General features: G+C 64.7%; 15 protein-coding genes, 1 tRNA gene and 2 pseudogenes. 7 read left to right on the top strand and 11 right to left on the bottom strand.

From position 1 onward, the window contains the following. Position 1: 1 nt before the first annotated feature. Complete coding sequence (locus ACZ7EC_RS05875) at positions 2–1,624, bottom strand: dynamin family protein (protein WP_471058543.1); 1,623 nt, start codon at positions 1,622–1,624, stop codon at positions 2–4. A 274-nt stretch (positions 1,625–1,898) separates the two neighbouring features. On the opposite strand from ACZ7EC_RS05875, the gene ACZ7EC_RS05870 reads away from it, so the two are divergent. Further along, positions 1,899–1,971, top strand: a tRNA-Arg gene (locus ACZ7EC_RS05870). A gap of 197 nt (positions 1,972–2,168) precedes the next feature. On the opposite strand, the gene ACZ7EC_RS05865 is transcribed toward ACZ7EC_RS05870, so the two are convergent. From ACZ7EC_RS05865 to repSA, 3 genes and pseudogenes are all read right to left on the bottom strand, one after another. After that, a complete protein-coding gene (locus ACZ7EC_RS05865; RefSeq protein ID WP_471058540.1) occupies positions 2,169–3,545 on the bottom strand; it encodes a tyrosine-type recombinase/integrase in 1,377 nt (458 codons plus the stop codon). Then, on the bottom strand, positions 3,545–3,745 hold the full coding sequence (locus ACZ7EC_RS05860; protein ID WP_470621261.1) for a helix-turn-helix transcriptional regulator: 201 nt from the start codon (positions 3,743–3,745) through the stop codon (positions 3,545–3,547). The genes ACZ7EC_RS05865 and ACZ7EC_RS05860 overlap by 1 nt, the downstream gene beginning before the upstream one ends. After that, positions 3,742–4,848: pseudogene (gene repSA, locus ACZ7EC_RS05855) on the bottom strand (replication initiator protein RepSA); the annotation flags it as partial. The pseudogene repSA and the gene ACZ7EC_RS05860, both read right to left, overlap by 4 nt. 17 nt (positions 4,849–4,865) lie before the next feature. On the opposite strand from repSA, the gene ACZ7EC_RS05850 reads away from it, so the two are divergent. The 4 genes from ACZ7EC_RS05850 to ACZ7EC_RS05835 all read left to right on the top strand — a co-directional run bounded on the left by ACZ7EC_RS05850 (position 4,866) and on the right by ACZ7EC_RS05835 (position 9,598). After that, a complete protein-coding gene (locus ACZ7EC_RS05850) occupies positions 4,866–5,573 on the top strand; it encodes a hypothetical protein (RefSeq protein WP_471058536.1) in 708 nt (235 codons plus the stop codon). A gap of 983 nt (positions 5,574–6,556) precedes the next feature. Further along, positions 6,557–7,447 (top strand): HNH endonuclease, encoded by an 891-nt coding sequence (locus ACZ7EC_RS05845; protein WP_471058533.1) that lies wholly within the window; start codon positions 6,557–6,559, stop codon positions 7,445–7,447. 461 nt (positions 7,448–7,908) lie between these two features. Then, positions 7,909–8,871 (top strand): hypothetical protein, encoded by a 963-nt coding sequence (locus ACZ7EC_RS05840; protein WP_471058530.1) that lies wholly within the window; start codon positions 7,909–7,911, stop codon positions 8,869–8,871. Positions 8,872–9,148: 277 nt separating this feature from the next. Beyond that, positions 9,149–9,598, top strand: a complete 450-nt coding sequence (locus ACZ7EC_RS05835) for a very short patch repair endonuclease (protein ID WP_471058528.1) — start codon at positions 9,149–9,151, stop codon at positions 9,596–9,598. Here the strand turns inward: ACZ7EC_RS05835 and ACZ7EC_RS05830 are convergent. Genes ACZ7EC_RS05830 through ACZ7EC_RS05815 form a run of 4 tightly spaced genes read right to left on the bottom strand, consistent with a single transcriptional unit; the run spans position 9,549 to position 15,356 of the window. After that, a complete protein-coding gene (locus tag ACZ7EC_RS05830; RefSeq protein WP_471058526.1) occupies positions 9,549–10,169 on the bottom strand; it encodes a hypothetical protein in 621 nt (206 codons plus the stop codon). The genes ACZ7EC_RS05835 and ACZ7EC_RS05830 overlap by 50 nt on opposite strands. Then, positions 10,169–11,821, bottom strand: coding sequence for a helicase-related protein (locus ACZ7EC_RS05825; protein WP_471058524.1), 1,653 nt, complete (start codon positions 11,819–11,821; stop codon positions 10,169–10,171). The genes ACZ7EC_RS05830 and ACZ7EC_RS05825 overlap by 1 nt, the downstream gene beginning before the upstream one ends. Then, the gene (locus ACZ7EC_RS05820; protein ID WP_471058522.1) at positions 11,818–14,175 is read right to left on the bottom strand and encodes an ATP-binding protein; all 2,358 of its coding nucleotides are present in this window, start codon (positions 14,173–14,175) and stop codon (positions 11,818–11,820) included. The genes ACZ7EC_RS05825 and ACZ7EC_RS05820 overlap by 4 nt, the downstream gene beginning before the upstream one ends. Continuing rightward, the gene (locus tag ACZ7EC_RS05815) at positions 14,172–15,356 is read right to left on the bottom strand and encodes a DNA cytosine methyltransferase (protein ID WP_471058519.1); all 1,185 of its coding nucleotides are present in this window, start codon (positions 15,354–15,356) and stop codon (positions 14,172–14,174) included. The genes ACZ7EC_RS05820 and ACZ7EC_RS05815 overlap by 4 nt, the downstream gene beginning before the upstream one ends. Before the next feature lie 1,551 nt (positions 15,357–16,907). Between ACZ7EC_RS05815 and ACZ7EC_RS05810 the strand changes: the two genes are divergently transcribed. Next, positions 16,908–17,324, top strand: a complete 417-nt coding sequence (locus tag ACZ7EC_RS05810; protein WP_471059736.1) for an HNH endonuclease — start codon at positions 16,908–16,910, stop codon at positions 17,322–17,324. 170 nt (positions 17,325–17,494) lie between these two features. Here ACZ7EC_RS05810 and ACZ7EC_RS05805 read toward each other — a convergent pair whose 3' ends face one another. After that, entirely contained in the window at positions 17,495–17,818 is a 324-nt protein-coding gene (locus ACZ7EC_RS05805; RefSeq protein WP_471058516.1) for a hypothetical protein, read from the bottom strand. A 65-nt stretch (positions 17,819–17,883) separates the two neighbouring features. Between ACZ7EC_RS05805 and ACZ7EC_RS05800 the strand changes: the two genes are divergently transcribed. Beyond that, positions 17,884–18,072: a hypothetical protein gene (locus ACZ7EC_RS05800; protein WP_471058513.1), complete on the top strand. Its 189-nt coding sequence runs from the start codon at positions 17,884–17,886 to the stop codon at positions 18,070–18,072. Between the two features lie 477 nt (positions 18,073–18,549). Here ACZ7EC_RS05800 and ACZ7EC_RS05795 read toward each other — a convergent pair whose 3' ends face one another. After that, complete coding sequence (locus ACZ7EC_RS05795) at positions 18,550–18,852, bottom strand: hypothetical protein (protein WP_471058510.1); 303 nt, start codon at positions 18,850–18,852, stop codon at positions 18,550–18,552. Then, positions 18,849–19,579: pseudogene (locus ACZ7EC_RS05790) on the bottom strand (GntR family transcriptional regulator). Before ACZ7EC_RS05790 ends, ACZ7EC_RS05795 begins: the two are co-directional and overlap by 4 nt.

Raw genomic sequence — 19,579 nt, 5'->3', positions numbered from 1 at the left:
GTCACCTCTCCTTCTGCAGTACGGACAGGGCGGCGATGAGCTCGGCCTGGGGCTCGGGATGGATGTCGAGGGCGTCGAGCGGGGCGAGCCGGCGCTCGCGCTCGCGGTGGACGACGCGGTCCACGTGCTCGGTGAGCAGCCGTTCGGCACGGTCGCGCAGGCGCAGCGCGCCGTGGGCGCCGACCCGGTCGGCGAGCCGTTCGCCGGCGTGGCGTGCCCGGCGGCCGCCCAGCAGGGCGGTGGCGGCGAGGGCGGCCACGGCCTCGGAGTCGGGTGCGACACTGCGGTCCAGCTCCCGCACCTCGTCCTCGGCGTACTCCTCCAGCTCGCGCCGCCAGCGCCGTACCGCGAGGCCGATACGGTGCTCCGTGCTCTCCGACGAGGGCTCGCACCCGGCGAGTCCCGGAGCCTGTGCGGCGGGTTCGCGGCGCCATGCCTCGGCCACCCGCTCGTCGGCGGCGGTGACGGCGCACAGCAGCAGCGCGCCGAGGCTCTCCACGAGGGCGTCGAGCAGTTCACCGGCGGTGCAGTCCAGCGGGAAGGCGCGCCAGCGCTTGAGGGCGCCACCGGCGAGTACGGCGCCGGACTGGAGGCGGTGGCGCAGGCGCGCATGCTCCCGGTCGTACGCGCCGTCCACGGCGGTGGTGAGCCGGAGCGCGGCCGCGTACTGGGCGGCGGCCGCGGCGGCCAGCTCGGGCATACGGGTGCGCAGCGAGTCGAGGAGGCCATGGGCGGTACGGGCCATGACGTACTGCCGGGCGCCGGGGTCCTGGGCATGCTGGATGAGCCAGGTGCGCAGGGCCGCGACGGCGGTGGCGGGCAGCAGGCCCGCGCTCCACACGGATTCGGGCAGCTCGGGCACGGTGAAGCGGGGTACGTCGCCGAGACCGGCCTTGGTGAGCAGGGCGGCGTACTGCCGGGAGACCTCGGAGACGACCTGGTGGGGCACGCGGTCGAGGACGGTGACGAGTGTGGCGTCGTACTCCTTGGCGGTGCGCAGCAGATGCCAGGGGACGGCGTCGGCGTAGCGGGCCGCACTGGTGACCATGACCCAGATGTCGGCGGCGCAGAGCAGTTCGGCGGCGAGGACGCGGTTCTCGGCGACCAGGGAGTCGACGTCGGGCGCGTCGAGGAGGGCGAGGCCGCGCGGGAGGGTGTCGGCGGTCTCGACGCGCAGGGCGCGCACGGGCTGGTCGCCGGGTTGCTCGCCGGGGAGCAGCAGGTCGTCGTCGCGGGAGGCGTGGTGCGGCATCCAGACGCGCGCCAGGTCGGGCAGGACGCGCATGCCGCTGAACCAGTGGTGATCTGCCGGATGGCAGACCAGGACCGGGGTGCGGGTCGTCGGCCTGAGCACGCCCGCCTCGCTCACCCGGCGCCCCACGAGGGAGTTGACGAGGGTCGACTTCCCCGCGCCGGTGGACCCGCCGACGACGGCCAGCAGCGGCGCCTCGGGAGCCCGCAGCCTGGGCATGAGGTAGTCGTCCAGCTGCGCGAGGAGTTCGTCGCGGTTGGCACGCGCGCGTGGGGCGCCGGCGAGGGGCAGCGGAAAGCGTGCGGCGGCGACACGGTCGCGCAGAGCGGAGAGTGTGTCGAGCAGCTGAGGCCGTACGTCCAAGGTCACCACATGTGAAGAATGCCCAATTTTAGGGGAATTCTGAAGCATATGGACATGTCTGCGCGCCGACGGAACAGAAAGGGCGGATGGGACGACTGGGACACGGGCGCGGGCCAGGCATAACGACTGCACAACACCCGGCGGCGTCGGACGCCAAAAGCGCTGCACGATTCGTACCTGCCTGCGATTATCAGGACCGCTTCACCGAACCTCCACATCGAGCCACGGAGGCGAAGCGACAGGGTCGGCGAGCAGGGAGCTTTATCCTTGAACGCGCCACCAGGCCCCCGTAGCTCAGCGGATAGAGCAGGCGCCTTCTAAGCGCTTGGCCGCAGGTTCGAGTCCTGCCGGGGGCGCCGTCCGTTGCCCTCCCCTCGGGGAGGGCTTTTTGCTGGTCAGAGTGGGTGCGGCCGGGCGCGCGTCAGCCCCGGAAGCGCCTCCGACGATCAAGGGCTGGCTCCGGGGCTGTCCGGCTGTCACCGGGTTTTCGCGGGTGGCCGTGTCGAATACGTGTCGAAGTTTCTGGGCCGCAGGGTCGTTCGAGGGACGGTCCCTAGGGAAGATCTCCAGCCGCTTCGAGCCGCCTCTTCAGATCGGGCAGCTGTCCGTCGACACAGCGGGCGTAGGTGGCCAGGAGCACGGCGACGCTGTTCCCGGCCCACTCCGCCACCTGTGCGGGCGGGACTCCGTCGTTGAGCCACTTGGTCAGGCGCGTGTTCCGGTTGTCGTACACACGCCGTCCGGTGGGCGACTCGAAGACGTGGGGAGGCAGTACGGCCTTGCGTGCACCGCGCCAGGCCCGGCGGATGACGGAACCGGCGAGGATGCCGCCCGACTCGCCCTGGAACAGCAGATCACCCGGCTGGAGTTGTTCGTCCTCGATGTGCTGCCGCAGGATGCGTGTCAGGGCCGGGTGCCCCGGCACCGTGCGCGTCTCACCCTCCGCACGGCCCTTCAGGTCGCGCTGTTCGTGGATCTCCCCCGTGTCGGTCCATTGCTTCCCGACCTCGGGAGTCGCCGTGTGGATCAGTAACTCGCACCACTGGTCGTCGGCGTCGGGCTCGGGCAGGATCACGTCCTCCACCCGCATGGCCACGGCTTCCTCGGGCCGGGGACCGCAGTAGTACAGCGTGGCGAAGAAGGCGTGGAGCCGCTTGCCGCCGCGTGGCCGGCGCCGGATCCAGTCGAGGATCGCCGCGGCCTGCTCGGGATTCAGCAACGAGCGCTTGTCCACGGCGTTCGTGGTCTTCACGACGGCCGTCGACTCCTTGCCCTTGGGCAGGGGGTTGGCTCGCAGGACGCGCCGTCGGATCGCGTACTTCATGACGACGTTGAGGATCCGGCGATTGCGCTTCCGCGACCAGGCCGCCGCTTGCTTGCCGTCGAGGCGGGTGTCGATGGATCGGAGGACCTGGTCGACCTTCTCCGGGTCCTTCCAGGCCGAGACGGGCAGGGAGTTCCGCTCGACCCATCTGAGGATGTCCACGACGTCTCGGGGCGCGTCCTGCCGCCGGTTGGTGTTGAACTCCCACTCACGCAGAGCGGTGCGCACGGCCGCGGGCGCGAACTGGGTGGGCTTGACCCGCAGTAGCGCGACGGTCGTCGCGGTCAAGGTCTTGGCGATGTTCTTGCGGCTGTTGCCGCCGAGTTGGGACCAGCGGGCGTCCACGTACTCGACCGCGAACTTGTACCAACTCATGGCAGCCGACTTGGAGCGGTGGGACACCGGGAGACCGGTGGCGACGACGAAAGCCTCGCCCTTGCCCGTGGCGCGGATGAGTTCGGAGCGGAAGCCCTCGGCAAGCGCGACGGTGTTGAAAGGCTCACGCCAGCGCTTGTCCGCCACCGTCCACCGCACGGTGTACGTGGTCTTTTTGGCGCCCTTGTAGGTGAGGATCTTGTAGATCTTGACGTCGTACGTCGTCTCCATCAGGCGGCGTCCTCACGGTCGTCAAGCCAGTGGTCGAGGTCGCTCCGCCGGATCCTGAGGTCGCCGTTCGGGAGCTTGATGCAGCGCGGCGCACGACGCTTGGCCCGCCAGTCGTAGAAGGTCGAGCGGGAGATGGCCAGTTCCTCGCAGACCTCCGCGAGGGTGAGCATGGTGCGTCGTGGCCGGAGGGCCGTGGTCATTCCGTGCTCCCTTCGTTCAGGAGGGCGTCGCGGGCGGTCTCGCGGTTGGTCCGGAGGTCACGGGCGATGGTCGCGGCGAGGGCGGCCTCGCCCGGCGTGTGGCCGTGGCCGGCGTACTGCCAGTCGGCCAGGACGAGGACGGTGTCCTGCTCGCGGTCGTCGAGGCCGAGGACGTCTCGCTCTTGCGCGGCCCGGTAGTCGGCGCGTTCCTGACGGAGGGCGCCGAGGGTGGTGGAGTAGGTGCGGGACTTGGACGAGAAGTGCCCGCGAAATCCGAGCATGTGGGCCCAGGCCCAGAGGCGCCGGTCCGGGTACAGGCTGTCCAGATCGCGGCACGCGGTGATGAGCCGCCGAGTGTGGTTGGGGACCTGGTGACGGTCGAGTTCGGCGAGTTCGCCGATGCGCCGGTCCAGAGTGCCGGTGTTCTCGGCGGCCTTGGTAGCGTACTTGGCCACGTACGAGGCGACGGCCTGTTCTGTGACGTCGGACCCGTCGCCGAAGGCTTTCACCGGGCGGACGTCGAGCTGTCGGCCCCAGCGGAAGGTACGGGCGGGCTAGTCCTCGGCGGCCGGCACCGACACCGAGGTGTAGGAGTGCGCGGCGGCGGCGCGCAGCGCGTCCGTGAGGAGGTCGGCCGTCGCCCAGGCGGGCGGAGGCGTTCCGGGCCCCTCGGGGCCGTCGAGGCGTACGACGGCGTGGAAGTGCAGAGCACCGCGCTTCTGGAACTCGGCGACCTTGCCGTAGGAGACGCGAAGGTGTTCAGCGAGGTCCCGGCGGGGCAGGCCGGCGCGGGCGGCGAGTTCGCGGCGGAGTCGCGTGGTGAAGCGCTGCCAGAGCTGACCGGCGTGGTTGTTGAACAGCACGGCGCCCGCGTAGTCGTAGCTGTCCGGGTCGAGGGCGGTGCCCAGCTCCGGGGCGTTGGGCGCGTGTGGGGTGCCGCAGCGGCAGGAGCCGTGATCGGGGCGGTTGTGGACCGGGCCGAACGAGGGGGCCGTGAGGGTGGCGAAGACGCGTGGGTGGTCGCGGACGGTGGCAGGGATATAGCGGCGGTCGTCCCCGGCCAGACCGGCGCGGATCAGGTGGTAGGTGTCGCCCGCGTAGGTTCTGCCAACATGGATCAATGGAATACGGCCTGTTCGACTACGCAACTGCCCCGCGGATATTTCTTCAGAGGACAGGGAGCGGTCCTCTTCATATGGCCTGGGACACGAACATACTTGTCGATTACTTGCAGTACGGCAAAGCAATTTGGGGTGATGGCGACCTCGACATAGAGGACCCGGAGTACGCAAGCCAAGTCGAAGCAGTAGGCCGGATAATGGATCCGCTATTCTGTTTCTGGGACATCAGGATCCACCTTTTCGACGAAATCCTCAACGACGCGAAACGTGAATTATCTATCGAACGCAGAAGCAGCAGGGAGCGCGCCCTCGAGCGATTCGCTCGCGCCCTGATGTTCGCTGACTGGTCAGAGGAGAGCGACGAGTGGGACGACCTTGAAAATGAGTGCCGTCAGGAACCTCTTTTCGAGGAGGTGGCACTCACGCAACCGGTCAGCCCAATACGCCAGAGCCTGAGTGCCGCGCTCCCCGACGGCCACGATCGCATCCTCGTGACCGAAGCAGTGGAACGCGGCATGCATGTGTTCCTCACGCGAGATCAAGGGATTCTCAGGACAGCAGCCCTCGCCGACCGTCTTGGACTCCTGATCGTCAGCCCTGTCGAATTTCTCCAACTGTTCGAGGAGTCCGGACTCTCAGCCCTACAGTTCCCAGTTCCCGACCTCGCACGCATTTCAAAGGTGACAGAGGCCCTAGAGTTCGATTGACAGCTGGAGCTTATCCCGACCGGGCATGCACCCAGAAAAACCAAGGGCCCTGCAGCTATTAACCGCAGGGCCCTCGTTCGTCAGCTCAGACGAGAGGCAGCAACCTCGCTGCCATTGTTCCCGTAACCGTCTCGGCCGCCTTAAGCGTGCTCTTCTTAGACATTCTGAATTTACTCACCCGAATCTCCCTTCGTTCGTGATGCGGTATCCGTTCCTGGCTTAATGCTTCGTAGAACCAGATTGCTGAACTTCAATACAATCGCGACCGAAACGAGGATTAGGGCCCAATGTAGGGGAATCGAACCCCCGACTCCTGCCTCTACCCTCAACTGACGACTGCTCAGTTATACCAGCCCTGCCCATGGGTTGTGGAGGGGTGGCTACGATCGCCCAATCTCGCTCCAAAGGCGGTGGCGCCAGGGGTCCTCTTACCGCCGTCGAAGAAACGCCAGGTCAGAGCGCTTCCTTCGACGGTGTGATCGGCTCACCCGACTTACGCATTACAGGCAAAACACTCCACGGGAGTTGATCCGCTCGTCACACGGGCCGGCGGGCCACGCCTCCGACCGGGAGCGACGCCGGGCGGCGAGGCGACTCGGGCTGTCGGAGCAAACCGCACTGAAGCGCTGCGACCCTTGGGAGGTACGCACAGTGAGTTTGTGCGTACCTGCCAGCAGCGAAGTACAGCAACCGCCGCGACCGCAGTCGACCAACGGAACCTGCCAGCGAACGTCTGACCAGCCGGGCAGGCTTCCGTGACCGTCCTCCCGTAGTTCGCATCGAGGGGCAAGGTTCACGGGAGCGCGCCGGGCAGAGGCCCGGTTTCCTGACCGTGGGGCGGGTCTCTCTTCGCGCGTGCCATCGTCGTTGTAGTTGCCACAACCCTTAAGACTCCACCGGCCTCGAGTTCGCCGAAAACTCGTGCACACCCCAAACCGTCATGCAAGATTGGGTCGACGGCAAACGAGCCCAGGGGAGGGCGTGTGAGGGCAAAGAAGAACGAGTGGTTGACGCATGAGTACTTCCGTACGTACCGGATTGCCAATGCAGTGGACACCATCATGCGTGACCCGTTCTCGCATTTGCGCCACTTGGAAGGGTTGACAGTAGACAACGGAATTTTCGATTTTCTTCCCCATTGGCAGAAGGATTCCGCCCTTCATAAATTCATCCGCTTCGTGGCTGATGAGATCCTGATGAATGATACTGACGGTCCAACGCGAGTGCCGTTCGGTCCTGACCCCGTCTATCCCGATTGGATTCTTCCTGTTGATGCCGCGATGTTGCAGTATGGGATAGTCGAGGAGCCGTTGTTCTTCATCCCTGACGAGCCTGCCCCTGGGAGAACCCCCGGCAGTGAAGGTGACGCGTCGGAACCCAGCGATCCGCACCACGTTGTCAATGCGTGCTACGACTACCTTTTAAATCTGCGGTGGACTCAGGTTTACGAGGACCTCATGTCCCGCATCACCGACGAAGTCTTTTATGTGATGTTTCTGAACCGGCGAGCCTTGGCTAATTTGAACCAATTTCTTTCCGGGTATGTCGAGGAGGTTGCTAGCGACCATTTTAATTCGGACGAAGCGTCACTGGCAGAACTCTTGGTGCGTGACGGGGAACTGAAGCGAGTTCGCCCCCCGATGTGGGCACGTAGGGCCGTCTTCTACCGCGATCGCGGCCGATGTACGTCTTGCGGAACAGACTTGTCGGGGCTCATTGATACCTTGAGCGTTGGCAATTATGACCATATGGTGCCGCTTGCCCGAGGCGGACTGAATGACGTCACCAATCTCCAGTTGCTCTGCGAGAACTGCAACTCCAAGAAATCCGACAAAGTTGAGGACCCTAGTAATAGGTATCGTCGCTGGTATTGATCCAGATCGTCAGGTTGGTGTCGACGAGACTCACGGCAAAGCGCCGGGCCTGGGCCGTCCCTGGGCCGTCCGAGGCCGACCAATGCTGACGGGCGGCACCCACGGGTGACCACCCCCCACCCCGTTCTGGCCTGGGCACCCCAAGTCGATCTGCGACACTGGTACAGCCATGCCTAAGCCCGGAGAACTGAGCTGTCGTGCACTGATCCCGCGCATCGTGAGTCGCACCGGGTGAGTGTAACTGCGTGACAACCCCGACGAACAACTGCGGACGAGCACGGACGTCCGGGGACCATCGGCATAGGTGACGGGCACACGCCCTCCCAAGGCAGTACCCCTACCGAAGTTGCGCCGGGACGAAGAGGTCGTTGGTTCCGTCGGCCCTGTGGCAGCCTGAGCGTTGTCGGTGGCTGCCGCTAGCGTGATGAACTGAATGACGCCGAGCTGGAGTTGGGTAGGCCATGGGGATCAGTTCACCGCTCAAGAACCCGGAGATTTGGCGCTACCGGCGGGGGGACTTTGCTGACCGAAGGCTCATTAATCGGGACTACGGGACGTCCATCATCCAGGGCATCGCGCCCTCACGAAACAGTTCACACATTGTTCTCTATGCACAAGCCTCAGATCATGGGTACTCCGCCGGCTGGCGGGAAGACGGGCTCTACGAGTACATGGGCGCAAGCCGTCTTGATGAACGCACAGGACGGCCAGCCGCTGGACATGCGAACTTTAGCCGTCCTGACAACAACGCCTTGCTCACCTCTTGGCACCAGGGCCGGCCGTTGCAACTCTTGGAGAGAAAAGGTCGCGGCCCACAGCCGTTCCGCTACGTTGACTCATTCATCCTTCATGACTGGTTCGAGAAGAACGTAGGTGACGGAGCCTACGTTCCCATCTTCCTGCTTCGTCCCGTGGAGGAGGCGACACATGCACCGCACCCGTCGTACTGCATCCACAGCAGCGAGCAGGTTCAATTGATTCCGGTCGAGCGGCACACCCTGCTCAGCACCTTGCGTGACGGCTCAGTCGACCATCGCAGCATGCGCCCGGAGGCTCGCCTAGAGAAGAGCTTCTGTCTGTTCATGCTGCGGCAGGGCTACCCCGTTTGGCGTTTCGAGATTCGGCACACGGCGGGCTGCCACCCCCTCTATACAGATGTCTGGGTCGGTGGCGTCAATCTCCTCTTGGAGACGAAAGCAAAGGCCGACAGAGACCACGTTCGCCAGGCTCTAGCCCAACTCATCGACTATACGCGCTTCCTGAGCAACCCATACCGAGCGGTTCTCGTCCCTCAACGCCCGGAGGGAGACCTTCTGAAGCTTGCTCATACCCAGCAAGCAGCGGTGATCTGGCCTGGGACGCGCGGCAACTGGGAGTCCAGCGCCATGTGGCTCAGCCATCTCGGCATCACCTATCGACGATGAACAGTGGTGGACGCAGTCGCACGCACGACCCAAGACCGAAACCGGGGACAGCTGCGCTCGTGCCCTGGTCTGATCTGTCTCCGCAGCGCTGGCGGTGGCCTTCATCGGCCCAGCAAGGTGGGAGAAACCTGGGAGAATGGCGCCGCCGCCTGACCGACGAAAACCCAGCTCACCGAGATTCCCGGCAAGACCTAGGGGAAGAAGAAGTACGCCGACCATGGACGTGTGGCCTGTCGAGGTCGCCGCTGAAGTCTAAGAGTTTGAGTGGAGGGACCTGATGTCTGGGGGTGTCGACCCGATCGTCAGTGCGCGTATGTCCCGAATCCGAGGGCGCGACACCGCACCTGAGATGGCTGTGCGCCGGGAGTTGCATCGGCGCGGCCTCCGGTACCGGGTGAACTTCAAGCCCGTTTCCAATTTGAAGCGGACAGTCGACATTGCCTTCACAAGGCAGCGAGTCGCCGTCCTGATCGACGGGTGCTTCTGGCATGGCTGTCCGGAGCACTTTCGGCCGGCAAAGGGGGATCAGAAGGATTTTTGGGCGGCCAAGATCGCTGAGAATCAAGGCCGTGATCAGGACTCCACCAGGGCTTTCACCTTGGCGGGATGGACCGTACTCCGTTTCTGGGAGCACGACGACCCTGTCAAGGTAGCCGACAAGATCGAGGACGAAGTGATCAAACGGTCCGCAAACCAGTGGTCGCCTTCCGAGAAACCGCGTAGGTGACCTGCTCGCATCGTGCTCTCAAGATGCTGGCCAGCGAGACCGCGAGCTGCCAGTCGTCGTCGGGCAGCGGTGCGGTGTTGGGCTTGGTGACGGCAATGGTGATCACTTGCGACTCGGACTCCGCTCGGCGTAGGCAGGCGTGCCAGACCATGCCCTGAAGGCTGTTCATCGGGCCCCAGGTGACGAAGGCCGCCTCACCGTCGGGACCGTCAGCGAAGCACCGCATTGGCTTCACGTCCAACGTCTCAGCACGAGGGGTCCAACCCGCGCCGAGGGCGAGCCGGACTACCGACCGCGGGCCGGGGTACTCCCGTGACGTCATCTGGGCCATGGGCCCGAGGCCTTCGAGCGCCCTGCGATACTGCTTCGCCGGGCCGTCCTTGATCCACGGGCGTATCTTCTCCGTGGGCATGAACTGAGCGAGTCGCCCCCCGATCTTGGGATCCTTGGCGAAGCGGTCGTACATCTCCGTTGCAGCAGGTGGAGAGACTTCCTCCCACCGTGCGGCGTCGAAGTGGCGGGCCAACTCCGCGAAAATCTCCAGGCGGATCGGTTCCGGAAGGACCGCCATCACACCCCCTCGATGGGCGGGAACTCCAAACGGACGCTGTCGTCGGCTCCCCCGAGGTCACCCACGTCAGCCATCCACTGATCCAGGAGCCCCTTCACCCTCAGGTCCTCGAACTCGAACTGGTTCCGCCCAACCGACACCTGCTCGATTGCGCCTTCGGACACCTGTCCGCGCATGTCGTACACCTCAGCCAGCCGCCGGATGTCGCTAACGAAGTCCAGCACCTCCACGTGGGTCTTCCCCTTACGAAGACGTAGTCCGCGGCCAAGCTGCTGTACGAAGATGCGCCGGCTGTGGGTCACCCTGGCGAAACATAGGATATTGACGTCGGGCACGTCGACGCCCTCGTTGAGGATGTCTACGGCGACGAGGATAGGCACCTCTCCCGAGCGGAACCTGAGTAGTCGTGTCCGGCGCTCCCGCATCTTCAGTTTGGCGTGCAGCGTCTCGGACCTTTCCCAGCCGGGCCGTCGGGCGAGCAGGTCGCGCATCCGCTCCGCGTGCTCAATCGTCTGACAGAAGATGATGGCGCGGGGATTTGTGGTCCGGTCCCAGACCTTCTCAAGATGCTCCCGGACCGACTCGTCCCGCTCGGGGATGAAGAGACGCTTGTTCAGGTCCTTGATGGAGTAGCCGTGCTCGGAGGCGTGGCGGACGAAGTCCCAGTCGATGTTGTCGGCGAACACACGGTACTTGACCTCGGCGAGGTACCCCAGTCTCATGCCCTCCGAGATGGACACCCGCTCGACTGCTTCACCGAAGGTCCGCTCGATGTCGTACTTGTCACCCCTCCACGGCGTGGCAGTCACACCCATCCGTTTGGCCTTGGGCAGCAGACCCATCAGGGTGGCGTAGTTCCCGGCCTCTCCCACGTGGTGCGCCTCGTCCACTATCACCAGCTGAGGGTCGTATCCCGATTGGACGTAGTCACGTGCCGTGTTCGATACGCCAAAGGTGACGCCTGGCAGAGAGTCCGGTTTCGAGTCGCCGTGCAGCAGACGGGTCGGTACGTCCTTGGGGACGTCCCGCCACATCGCCCGTTCGAGTTGCTCCACGAGGTCGATCATGTGTGCCGTGACCAGCACCTTGGAGCCCGGGTTGGCGAGGAGGAATCGTCGCAGCACTCTGCCGGCGACAACCGTCTTGCCAAGGCCCGTGGCAAGGTAAATGAGTGCTTCGCCAGCGTCCTGTAGGGCGGCCCAGGCCGCTTCCACGGCGCGGTCCTGATAGGGGTGGAGGTCGAACGGTGCGACTCGCTGCGGAGCGCGATCGTAGATCGTCGCTAGTCGTCGGCCGTCCCAGAGGGTCACATTTACTCCGACCTCCCTCAGCGCGTCCGCTCGCTCCTTGGCCTTCTGGGTGAACAGTCGATTGGTGACTACGACCGCGCGGTGGATGGCGTAATGCCGCATCGCCGCGTGGGCCTCGTCCACCGCCTCGCGATCCACATTGCCTGACTTCTTCCATTTTGACTGGAAGATCCAGTCCTCATCGTTGAGTCGGCCGAGGAGGTCAGCGCCTTTGTCCCCGGGACCATCGATGTTGACCACGTCCGTGAACGAGATCAGACCGAGCAACCGCTCCAGCTGGCGCGTGAAGCCCTTCGGGCCCTCCTCGACGAGGAAGGCCGGCTCTAGGAATGATCGGTTCATGCCTGGACAATCTCCGAGTCCAGCAGGTCCGCAGTAAGGAGCAAGCGGGACAGTTCCAGGGTGTTCTGCAGGGGTGGACCCACAACCATCCGCTTGAGGTCAGTGAGGAAGGCGCTGACGCGGGCCACTTGGTCCGCCTGCGTCTCCTCGCCCAGCGCCGCATAGGTGCTACGGAACAAGCCGCCGTCCAGCACCAGTTCGGGAGCGTTCGTAACGAGGTCGAGGATGCCCTCAGCGCCCAGGTAGCGTGCGAACTCGCCGTTTTCTACCGCAGCCTTCCAATTGACGTCCGGTGCCACCGCGATGGCGTACGACTCGGCAGCCCGCTTCGACTCGCCGGACAGGGCCGACCAGAACGTGGACGTGTCCTTCGAAGTGAGGTCGGCGAGCCGCTCGCGCAGGCCCTCCAGCAGCATCTCCGCGCGGGCACGCACCGCACTCGAGTGCACTCGCCGGTCAGGGAACTGCTCAAGAATCGAGGTCACCAGTCCATCAATGGAGCCCGACACGGAGTACACGTTCTTCAACTGTGGTGCCGCGCAGAAGAGCGCAACGTTCAGCGGAGACCACCCATACCGCGCGATCAGCGCGGTATCGGAATCCACGTAGATCTCCACCTCGCCAGCTACGATCCGAACGACAGTCGGCTGCCGTTGGCCGTCCTTGATCAGTTCGACTCCGGTGGTGACATAGACGCGAAGGAACGCCTGCGCGGTACCGAGGCGAACTTCGCGGTCGGTGTCGGGAAGCAGCATCGCGTGCTCCTTGTACCTCGCGAAGCGTTGCTCTTCGGTCTCCGGCAGCGTCTCCGCAGCTACATCCGGCTGCTTCTGATCCTTGGACGGTGTGGGGCCGTCTGCCGCCCCCGCTCCCAGATGTCCGAGCCCCTCCTCCTTTAGCCAGTCATCCTCGTCAGAGGGCGAGGCCGGCTCCGGGGGTGGTCCGTTCTTGACCCGGTCGTGATCGACTGCGGCGTCATACCACTTCTCGTCGGTCTGATACTCCGGATCCCCGCTGCGGAACTTCTGTGCCCATCTCTTCGCCTCAGTGTGGATGGCGGTGCTGCCGTTACCGGGCATGAGGTACCGGAGACCCGGCTTGTTCTCCCGGAACGCGTTGAAGAACCGGCTCATCGGGGAGTCGTTCTCCCGATTGAACAGGCGCTTCGAGAGCTGGGGACGCAAGGGCAGGTCGCCTCGCACTTTCGCGACCATGTACCGCCACTCCGGCGACGACGTGTCGAAGTTAGTCTTGCGGACGTTGACCGGCGCGTGATCTAGATGGATCTCGCCGACAATGCGGCCCATACCGAGTTCGATCGGATACTCCAGCTCGATGTCCCCGTCCGGCCCCTCCCAGTCGAACAGTGACCGGTCCCTAGTCGTGATTGCGCGTCCGTACCGGAGGAATGTCAAACCAAAATCGGACTTGTCGGCGAACCTTTGCACGCCCAGCCATCCCACGATCCGGCGCTCTCGCTCCTGGATGTCAGTGCTCTCGCAATCAACGCACTGATCGTGCCTTGAGGTGTACCAGCGACCGCAGTTCATGCATGCGAACGCGTTGGTGAGTGGAACGTCGATCGGTTCCGCGGCAGGCACCTTCCCGGCCTTGTACGTGACCGACCGGGTCGGGTCCCAGATGCATGGTACGAGAGGGGGTACATGGCGGCCGTTGACGTACAGGCGCTGGTTCAAGCCGCCCATCAGCTCCGCGCCTGAATGAGGCCCGTCGGGATCACGCAGCATGTAGGTGTAAATTCGCCCCAGGTTCTTGCTGACTTCCCGGATCGAACTCGCCGACCTCAACTTGTCGACGATGTCTTCGCGGAGGTTCGTGACCGAGACGAGAGTGCCGTGCTCGTCGAGATCCTTCGGATCGTAGCGAAGGGGCACCTCGTACGACGACCGCTGTTGCATCGCTCGAAGGTCGATAGTGGCGGTGATCCAATTGTCGTCGCCACGTCGTCCCGTACGGACCTCCGTCACCGTGCCGAGGCGAGCAGTGGCGATGTTGAAGCCCATGCCGAACAGGCCGAGGCTGCCGAACCGTTGCTTACCCGACGTGCCGGCGCTCAGAGCGTAACCCAATTCGTCCTGAGACATCCCCCGGCCGTTGTCACTCACGACGACCTTGGCGCCCCTGTTCGCCTTGGCCGCCGTCGGCAGGGTGATGTCTATTCGAGGTTCCAACGTCTCGTCGACACGGGTGGCCTCAATGAGCTCGTCGAGGCAGTTGTCAATCAACTCGCACAGACACTGATGAAGTTGAAGGTCGACCTCCGCGATCATCTCCAAGATCCGCGGGGACGGCATCAGGTTGAGGGTGTTAGGTCTCGTCTCCGTCTCCGTCATGACTCGGGTCCCTCCGCGCGCAGGGCGGCATGGACGCTGGCAGCCACGACCCGCGCTAGCTCGACGGGCACCGCATTGCCGAGCTGGCGCATCGCCTTGCCCCAAGGGCCATGCAACTCGTAGTCGTCCGGGAAGGTCTGCAGGCGTGCGCTTTCCCTGACCGTGAAATAGCGTATGGAGCCGTCCGTCTCACGCAGCATGTTCTCGCCGCCAGGGACCCCGTGACGCCCTGCTTTCAACGTCTTGGCTGGCCAATCTATCGGGCTACCAGTGTGACCCGGGTAGGAACGAGCTCCGGGCTGAAGGACGTGATTGAGGACGCCCGTAGCACCCGTGAGCGTCGGCTCGGGGAGACCGACCAACGCATCACGTATGGTGCGCCAGCGTGCTTTGACCTCGTCCGGCCGCAGTTCCGCGGGTATGGGAACGTTAGGCCGTTCTGGACGTCTCGCCTTGGGCACTTCGTGTTCCTGCCAGTACTCACCAGTGATCCACTGGGAATGCAGTAGCGCTCTCTTCGAGTGCGTGGCATGCGGAAACTCCCAGGTCACGTCTAGATCGTTTCGGAAACCGACCAGGAAGACGCGCTGTCGCTGTTGCGGCACTCCGTAGTCCGCCGCATTGGCGAAGGCCGGCGTGACCCGGTAGGCCAACTCTTGGTTGCCGATGTCCTTGCGCGCGTCCTGCAGTCGCCGCAGGTGATCCGCCCACAGTTCGCCGGGCTTCGCGGTGAGGAGGGGCATCGAAAGCCTGGCCTGGATGTACTGGAAGTAATCAGCGAACCTCGGGCGTGCCAGGCCCCTGACGTTCTCGATGATGAACGCGCGGGGCCTCAGACGGGCGACCGCCTCCGCCGTGGCCGGGAACATGTCACGCTCGTCGTCGTCTGCCTTGCCATGGCCGCCAATGGAGAACGGCTGGCACGGCGGCCCACCGGCGAGCAGGTCCACCTCGTCGGTGATGCGGCACCAGTTGAACTCCCGCACATCGCATTCCTCGACGTGCCAGTTCGCGACGAGCTCGTGACCCCGAGCCTGGTTTTGTCGCACCGTGTCACAGGCCCACTTATCCAACTCCAGAGTTGCCAGCGCGTCGAAGCCAGCCTCCTGACAGCCCAGCGCGAGCCCGCCCGCGCCAGCGAACAACTCCACGCTCGCGAGCCGGGCGGGCGTGTTCCTCATCAATAAGAGGGAGGGGTGGCGAGGGACAATTCTCCTGGGAACGACCGCAGTTTCAGACATGCACTTCTTTCCAACCATCGCCTTTGTCTGAATATCATGATGCCGCACGGTCCGACGACCTCGCCAGGACCTGTTGGTCTCCTGATCGCCTTCCGGGCTGCAAGCGCTTGGCGCCAGGGTTCACGCGACGTCGCCGCGGCGGCCGGCAACGCGCAGTCGCCCCCCGCCGCCCTTGGACCTTCACCAACCGGCCGGGCCTGATGCGAGCAAGTCAGCAACTGCGCCAGCCTGTTGGTAACAGTCCCCTGCGCCCTGTCGATGCGGTCGAGCCGCTGGCCGTACGTAGTGGGGAGCATCTCCGCACCAGCCCCCCCGGCTCTCGCGACTGCAGCATCGCCGGAGCTCGTGTATGAGACGGTCACGGTGTTCAGCTCCAACGATCTACCCCGTGGTCCTACGAAATGAAGCGTAACCACGAAGCCGTGCGGGCAACGTCACGTTGCGGCAGTTGATGACTGCGTGGCAGCGCAGCATGCGGACAGATAGACAGATCTGCCCAGGACACACGGGTCCCCACCCGTCAGTACTTCATCACCCTTGCCGATGTAAGCCCCATCAAGTTAACCGATCAACTTAGGATGCGTTCATTCCGTGACGATGCGTGATCATACTGTGATCTTCGATCGCCCTATAGGCTCGTTGGCGGCGAGACATGGAACTGGGCGAGCGGTTTAGAGCCGCCAAAGTAGCCAGATCCGCGCGTCCCTGACAGGTCGACATCCCGGCGGCACTGGCTGACCGACGTCGGTTGGGGCGCGCGCCTCCTAGTCAACGCCGTTACCTGAGGGCAGGCCTGAGCCGAGCCGCAATGAGCCAAACATCCAAGATGGTCTTGGTCGAGGGCACAAAGGCGGTGCCGGTCCGCCGTGGACTACCCGTGGACTGGTCCCGCCTAAACTGCCATGTGGAGGGCCGTGACCTGCCGCGTTGCCCGGGCCCCAAGCGGCCTCCGGAGCCGTGTGGCACCCTCCCGGAGCCGAGCTCTTCCCCCTGTCGGCACCAACCTCTGAAGATCTCGTCCAGGGCTGTGCTCTGTTTCGTTGAAAAGGCCAGCTGAAAGGACAACTTGATGTACACCAGCTCTCACAACGGCACTTAAGGCCAAGAAGGCGGCTGGGGATAGAGATGCGCGGAAGGGAGCTGCCGTACCCGGACGGGTTCGGCCAGGAGGACGCAGCGCAGTGGATGCAGGAGTGCTATGCCGATGAGGGGGTCGACCGCTCTGGCGAGCCCGCGGTGCTGGTGCGCGCCAGCGCTCCAGCCAGCCGCGAAGTGTTCCACGGCGACGAGCAGTGCGGGCTCATTGTGGGCGAAGGGCGGCAGCTAAATGACGCCAGCTGGATGCTGCTGGGCGACGCACAGGCGGTGGGGTATCGGCCATGCGGGCGCTGCGGATCTCCCGAAAGGTAGGAAGACGTGACCAAAGCGGATCCGTCTGCATCACTGCGTAGCGAAGCCAAGCGCGCCCAGGACCAGCGCCGCCGTGAACGCATGCGGAGCAACGGGAGCGTCGAGCGGTACACAACGGAAGAGATCGGTGAACGGGACGGCTGGGTCTGTGGTCTGTGCCACGACCCAGTGGACCAGGCTTATCGGCATCCGGACCCTCGGTCACCGAGCGTCGACCACGTTCGTACCGTCGCGGCCGGCGGCGCTGACACGAAGGAGAATGTGCGGCTCACGCACTGGGGCTGCAACCATGAACGTAACGCCAACACCCCGTTGAGGACTGTTGAGGAAGCCGAAGCGAGGCGAGCTGTCCTCCTCCGGATACCCACGCTCCGGGTCTATGCAGAAGGCCTAAGGGCAGAGGACATGGTCCGCAGCTCCCAGGCCCTCCACTCCCCCACGAGGTATCGCGTCAAGTTGGCGCGTCGGGTGGAGCGCTATGAGCGTGAAGGACGCTGATCACATACGCATTTACGGAAGACTCGCGTGCCACAACCGTGCCAGACGCAGGGGTCAGCCACGGTAAACGAAGGTGACTGACGGACCCATGCCCGCTCGCTCGACCAACGAAGGCGCAGGTCACCTGCCCTACGCCTCAGCCTCTCTCCTAAAGTGGTTGTTCAGCGCGCTCACCGATTCCACACCCACTGGAACTCTCCGGCCGGGATGGGCTCCAGCGGGTCCCTATCAGGATCGATCGCTTGGTCTGTCAGGCCGCCGTGCTCGTCCTCTAGGTGCTCCCAGCTGTACCGGTGGAGTTGGCCGACCGAAGTCAGCTCTGCCTGTTTGACGACGATCAACTCGCTGCGGTCGGGCACGGCCTCGATGTACCACAAGCCTCCCTCCTCGTCAGCGTGGCGGAAGTGGTGCCGCAGGGTGGCGCCCTCGTCGAGTGCTCGGTAGTACGTCATGATCTCTATGATCTCTGTCGCGATGCGCTTTAGATCAGCCACAAGGCCATCGTGCCAGCGAGTGAATATGGAAGCACGGCAGGAACGGTGCCGGGAACCGGGGGACTGTGAGTAGGAGACGCTACGTAGCCCGGGGTGTGCCAGGTGGATACCGGATCTGGGACAACCGAGGACGCCGATGGTGGGGTGATCTCTACGAGTTGTGTCCTGACGATCTCGTGGCCGAGCTCAACGGCCAGGCGGACCACGTACGACTCACCGTGCTGATGAAGCGCTACAGGGCGCAGAAGCGATAGGTGCCGCCGAAGCGGACATGACGCATGCACGCACTACAAGCGCACCAGATCGGACGGGGAACAGCGGGGACCACGGTGAAAGCAACAGCCCGACGGGACGGCGTCCCGGCCGTCCGCCCAGGTCAGCGGCCGACCCGACCCCAAAGGGCAGCAGCTTCCCAAGCTGGGGGCCCAGAAGGCGCCCTTCGACCGGCCGTCGTAGCTCCTGCGGTCGATGCCACCGACAACGTGGTTGAGGTTTCTTGGGGTGCGACGAAGCACACGTGTGCGTAGTCGGTCGGCGCGCCCGCCGTCATAGCTGACTGTCGTCGGCTGAGGTTCAGACGGGCGAGGGATGGTGGGTCTCTTCCTGCCGCACCCGGTGTACCAACGCAGGCCAGCGTAAAGCGGCGGGGAGTGGAGCCGGTGGTGCTGGGGCTCCCCTCCCCATGTGAGATGGAGGGACGTCATGGGTGGGCGCTGGTCGCGCCCACCGTTTCAAGGGTGGTGCGGTTCGCTCACGGCCAGGGCTTGGCTGCGGCTGGTCGCGACGCGGAGTACGTCCCGCAGGGCCCCGGTCAGTTCCTTCGCCAGGAGGCGCAGGTCCTCCGCGTCTGTGTCAGGGCCGTTGAGGGTGTCCGAGGCGTGTTCCAGCAGCTGGGTTGCCGTTCCCAGTTGGATCGATTCGATGTTGTCCGCCAGGCGGGACATGTAGCCGGCCTTGTCGTCGGTGCTCAGGTAGCAGGGCTTGCCGTCCGAGCCCGACCACGGCAGGAGTCGTAGTTCGTTCGGTGCCGTCATTTTTGAGTCTGCCTCTCATCGGTCGGGTGGTGGGTGGTGAAGACGGCGTCGACGTGGTCGCCGGGGAACACCAGAAGTGCGGCCTCGATGACCCGCCCGCACGTGTCGGTTGCGACGCGTGTGATCGCCAGGGCCGTCGCCGACGAGCGGAGCCGCAGGGCGGACGCTTCCTCCGGGGTCGGTGGGCGGGCGCATACCGTCTCCCGGACAGTTGCCTGTGGCGTGCTCAGCACGGCGAAGCGCGTGGCTGTCTCCCGCCAGGGGGCGTTGTCGTCCTCGACTCCGGCCGGGGTCAGGTCGGGCGGGATGTAAATACGAGCCAGTCCACGCGGGAACTCTCCTGACGGCTGATGCAGAAGAACTCGGTGAGTGGGCTGCCCGTCGGCACCTTGAGCAAGGTCGTCAGATGTCCGTGTGCTGCAACTGTGGTGGTGCTGACCGTGATGTTCAGGGCCGCTTCTCCGGCGGTCCACGGATCCAACGTCCCCCAGCCGCCGACGTACACGGTCTTGCGAGGCCGATGGCGGACGAAGTTGCCCTTGCCGTGGATCTTCTCGACCAGGCCCTCAGCCTGGAGGAGCGCGAGGGCGTTTCGCAGGGTCACCGTGCTGACCTTGTAGCGGACGGCGAGGCCGGCCTCAGAGGGGAGGCGTTCGCCGGGCTTGATGCGGCCGGTCGTGATCTGCTGCCGGAGATCGTCGGCGATCTCGTGATGGCGTGCACGCAC

Source organism: Streptomyces sp. NPDC037203 (assembly GCF_055605065.1).
This window is presented reverse-complemented; position numbering and strand designations above follow the sequence as displayed.

Excerpts from the sequence above, each read along its gene's own strand:
- ACZ7EC_RS05820 (WP_471058522.1), bottom strand. The coding sequence starts at position 14,175 with ATGACGGAGACGGAGACGAGACCTAACACCCTCAACCTGATGCCGTCC.
- ACZ7EC_RS05835 (WP_471058528.1), top strand. The coding sequence starts at position 9,149 with ATGTCTGGGGGTGTCGACCCGATCGTCAGTGCGCGTATGTCCCGAATC.
- ACZ7EC_RS05815 (WP_471058519.1), bottom strand. The coding sequence starts at position 15,356 with ATGAGGAACACGCCCGCCCGGCTCGCGAGCGTGGAGTTGTTCGCTGGC.
- ACZ7EC_RS05865 (WP_471058540.1), bottom strand. The coding sequence starts at position 3,545 with ATGGAGACGACGTACGACGTCAAGATCTACAAGATCCTCACCTACAAG.
- ACZ7EC_RS05825 (WP_471058524.1), bottom strand. The coding sequence starts at position 11,821 with ATGAACCGATCATTCCTAGAGCCGGCCTTCCTCGTCGAGGAGGGCCCG.
- ACZ7EC_RS05795 (WP_471058510.1), bottom strand. The coding sequence starts at position 18,852 with ATGACGGCACCGAACGAACTACGACTCCTGCCGTGGTCGGGCTCGGAC.
- ACZ7EC_RS05850 (WP_471058536.1), top strand. The coding sequence starts at position 4,866 with ATGGAATACGGCCTGTTCGACTACGCAACTGCCCCGCGGATATTTCTT.
- ACZ7EC_RS05860 (WP_470621261.1), bottom strand. The coding sequence starts at position 3,745 with ATGACCACGGCCCTCCGGCCACGACGCACCATGCTCACCCTCGCGGAG.
- ACZ7EC_RS05810 (WP_471059736.1), top strand. The coding sequence starts at position 16,908 with ATGCGGAGCAACGGGAGCGTCGAGCGGTACACAACGGAAGAGATCGGT.
- ACZ7EC_RS05840 (WP_471058530.1), top strand. The coding sequence starts at position 7,909 with ATGGGGATCAGTTCACCGCTCAAGAACCCGGAGATTTGGCGCTACCGG.
- ACZ7EC_RS05830 (WP_471058526.1), bottom strand. The coding sequence starts at position 10,169 with ATGGCGGTCCTTCCGGAACCGATCCGCCTGGAGATTTTCGCGGAGTTG.